Raw genomic sequence first — 3566 nt, 5'->3', positions numbered from 1 at the left:
TCCTACAATATTTATCCCTGCATTTACAATTTTTTTCCCTGCGTTTCTACAATATTACCGTCCTTTCCCTATGCGGCCCTGTTCGCTGTCGATACCGGTGGAACGCTGGCGGGATGGTTTTATATCGGAACTGCCGAAACGATAGGAAAAATTCAGGTTTATGCTGCGGCTGTCCCATGTATTTCTGGAAACAATATCTATATTGTCATATTTTAAATCAGCAACGCTCTTCATGGTCTTAAAAATGTCGCGAACAGTAAGTTTCAGCGTGGCTTTATTATCTTTCAGGAAATCCTTTTGAATACCCAAGTCAAAGGAATATAAAGACTTTATCCTGAACATTCCGTAAAGCATTTTTGACTGGTAGAAACCCGACAATTCCACAGAATAATTTTTGGGCAATGTAAAGGTATTGACCGTATTAAACCTGAAACTGGTCTGGTCATTTACCTGCCCCTGGGAAGCAACTTTACGCTTATATTGGTTATAAAAAGTTGTCACATTGTTATTTGTCCTGTACCACTTAACAGGATTAAAATTAAAGTTTACATTAAGGCTGAGGTTATCCATGCTATTGAGGTTTTGCTTGGTCTGGTATGCCACTCTGGTAGAATCATTCTGTTCAACAATTTCAGTAATGACATCAGTGGTATGGCTATAGCTTAAGGAAGTGATCAAAGCATTTTTATAGGAATGGGTCAGAGAAAAAGTATGGGTATATTGAGGATCAAGAAAGGCATTTCCCACTCCATAAGTATATTGATCAAGATAAGTGACAAAAGGGTTCAGATCCTGGTAATTGGGCCGGTCGATGCGGCGGTTGTATGAAAAGCCCAGAGAATGATTTTCTGAGAGTTTTTCCTGTATAAAAAATGTAGGGAACCAATCCAGGTAAGAACGTTTCACCATTTTATTCATGGTAACCGAATTGCCTTTGCTCCAGGTATTTTCAGCCCTCAACCCGGCCTTAATACTGGTTTTGGATTTATCATAGGATAAACTGAAGTATCCGGCCAGGACATTTTCATAATAATCGAATTGATTGGAACGGGAAGCATCGTCTACCCAAACATCCGAATGTTTTTCCTGATAATTCAAATTATTTTTCGTTACTGCCCTGCTGAATTTAGCCCCGGCTTCCAACTTGAAATACTTTTTAAAGGGATTCTCATAGTCAATCTTATCGGATTGAACAGTAATATCCGAGGGAGTAGTACCTTTCAAAAAGAAAGGAGGACGTTTTTCTGAACCATTGCCAAAATAAAAATAATTGTCATTATATGCTGTACTGTTATTATTGAAGGTTGCATAGTCAATGTCCACATTTAATACCTTTCCGGAAGTATCCAGGTTAGATTTAAAATTCAGGTTATAAGACATATTGTCAAAATTATAATTGGTCCTGCTGGGGGAACTGATAATGGAATCCGGGCTCGCACCTGTTCCATAAGCATAAATATTGCTGGTACTATGATCTTTTTCTGTATTTCCGTATCCCCTGACCATAATCCCTATCGTATTTTGCCTGTTGATATCATAATCAACCCCTGCATTAAAAGAATTGGCATTGTAGCGCCAGTCCCCATCAACGTCCTGGTCAAAACGGACCCCGGTCATTTTCCTGTCGAGGTTACTGTTCCAGTTTCCTGCATAAGTACCCGGATTATAGTTTCCATATACATTCCATTTTCCATAGCGAAAATTCATGTTTCCGCCGGCATAAATCTCGGATTTCTTGCTTTTCCGGGTTGCCCCGGAATAGATACTCCCGTTTAACCCGGGTTTCAGGTTTTTCTTTGTTTTGATGTTGATAATGCCTGAATTTCCGGCTGCATCGTAACGGGCAGGGGGATTGGTGATGATTTCAATCTTGTCGATTTCTGAGGATTGCATGCCTTTCAGATAATTAGCCAAATCTTTGGCTGAAAGATGAGTCTGCCGGTCATTAAAGGTAACCAGTACCCCGCCCTTACCCCGAAGAATAATATTATCATCCTTATCAAGATATACGCCGGGAGCTTTTTTCAGAAGGTCATAGGCCGTTTCACCACTATTGGTAATACTTTCGCTTATATTCATCACAATACGGTCGGCTTTTTGCTCAATAAACGGACGTTGTGCAGTAACCGTCACTTCTTTCAGCTTATAATCATAATTTTCCAGGAAAATGGGCAACAATTCTTTTTCCTGAGAAGCAGATAAAGTAATTTTTTCCGTCTTGACTGTTTTGTACCCCACCATCTGAACAGAAACAAAATAATCGCCTGCAGGCACACTAAAGGAATACATACCCGTGGAATCCGTAAATAATGAACTTTTTACCGTTGAATCGGGTAAAGCCCGCAATACCACTGCTACAGCCTCTACTGGCTTTCCATCTGCCCTGTTAAATATCTTGCCTTTAATGCTGCCATTTTCCGAGCCACCAAAGGATAAGGTTGTTGTTCCCCATAACAGGAACAAAACAATTAATGCATGTAAAATTTTCATTCTAAAATTAAATAAAATTTTGATAATGATGAACAGGTTGCGCAACCTGCCCAAGTTTATTACCGGTTTTTGGTCATAAGACGCCAGAGGATTAAAAAATGTTACACATTAAGCACAAATAATTTACTATACATTGATAGTCTATAACTTAACAATTAAATCATCATATAAACCCTAAAGCTCAGTATGATAAACTCCAATAAAAAGAAATTATTTTGTTATTATGCTAAATAAAGAAAAGATTAAGGATTAAATCTCAACAGCATCAACAAACCCCAAAGAGGGAAACCACTCAGCCTGCACTAGCCGTGAAATGGCGAAATCTTTACAGAAAACCGATTAGCAGATTAAACAAGCCACATAGAACTTTCCAAACCTAACAAGTATTGGAAACCTGTTAGGTTTGGAAAATTGATATAGCTTTTCATTCTCCTAAATTTTGGGCTTTCATTGCCGTCAGCTGAAGCTGACGGATGCTGATGATATAAGATATTCATAGGGCTTTAGCCCAATTATTGAATTTTTAAGCAATTTCAGAATGATTTTTGCAGATGTTTTGGCTAAAGCCAACGGCAATAAAGATTTCTCATGATTTTTAATCCTTTTTATTTGCTTTTCATTATCTCTTTATCTTGAAATACAAAAAGATTAATTCTTTGGGCTAAAGCCCATAATTCTGGTTTCCCCTTCAATCCGTTGGCTAAAGCCAACGGCAATGAAATCTGATCTCATAGATTTTCTTGCATTTATTCAATGTTATGCGCTTTAGCAGGATTAATATGAAATCTCACATTAAATAATATGTATTAATCATGTCTATCAGCTTCAGCTGACGGATACTGATGATATAAGATATTCATTGGGCTTTAGCCCAAATTATTGAATTTTTAAGCCATTTCAGAATGATTTTTACAAATGTTTTGGCTAAAGCCAACGGCAATAAAGATTTCTCATCATTTTTAATCCTTTCTACTTGCTTTTCATTATCTCTTTATCCTGAAATTCGAAAAGATTAATTCTTTGGGCTAAAGCCCATAATTCTGTTTCCCCCTTCAATCCGTTGGCTAAAGCCAACG

1 protein-coding gene is annotated in these 3566 nt (G+C 37.7%); it reads right to left on the bottom strand.

The features are described from left to right. Positions 1 to 54: 54 nt before the first annotated feature. Positions 55 to 2490 (bottom strand): outer membrane beta-barrel family protein, encoded by a 2436-nt coding sequence (locus tag Q8907_14415; protein MDP4275465.1) that lies wholly within the window; start codon positions 2488 to 2490, stop codon positions 55 to 57. Positions 2491 to 3566 lie beyond the last annotated feature (1076 nt).

Source organism: Bacteroidota bacterium (assembly GCA_030706565.1).
Lineage (GTDB): Bacteria > Bacteroidota > Bacteroidia > Bacteroidales > JAUZOH01 > JAUZOH01.
Note: the sequence above shows the minus strand (reverse complement) of the source record. Positions and strands in the feature narration are given on the sequence as shown.

Excerpts from the sequence above, each read along its gene's own strand:
- Q8907_14415 (MDP4275465.1), bottom strand. The coding sequence starts at position 2,490 with ATGAAAATTTTACATGCATTAATTGTTTTGTTCCTGTTATGGGGAACA.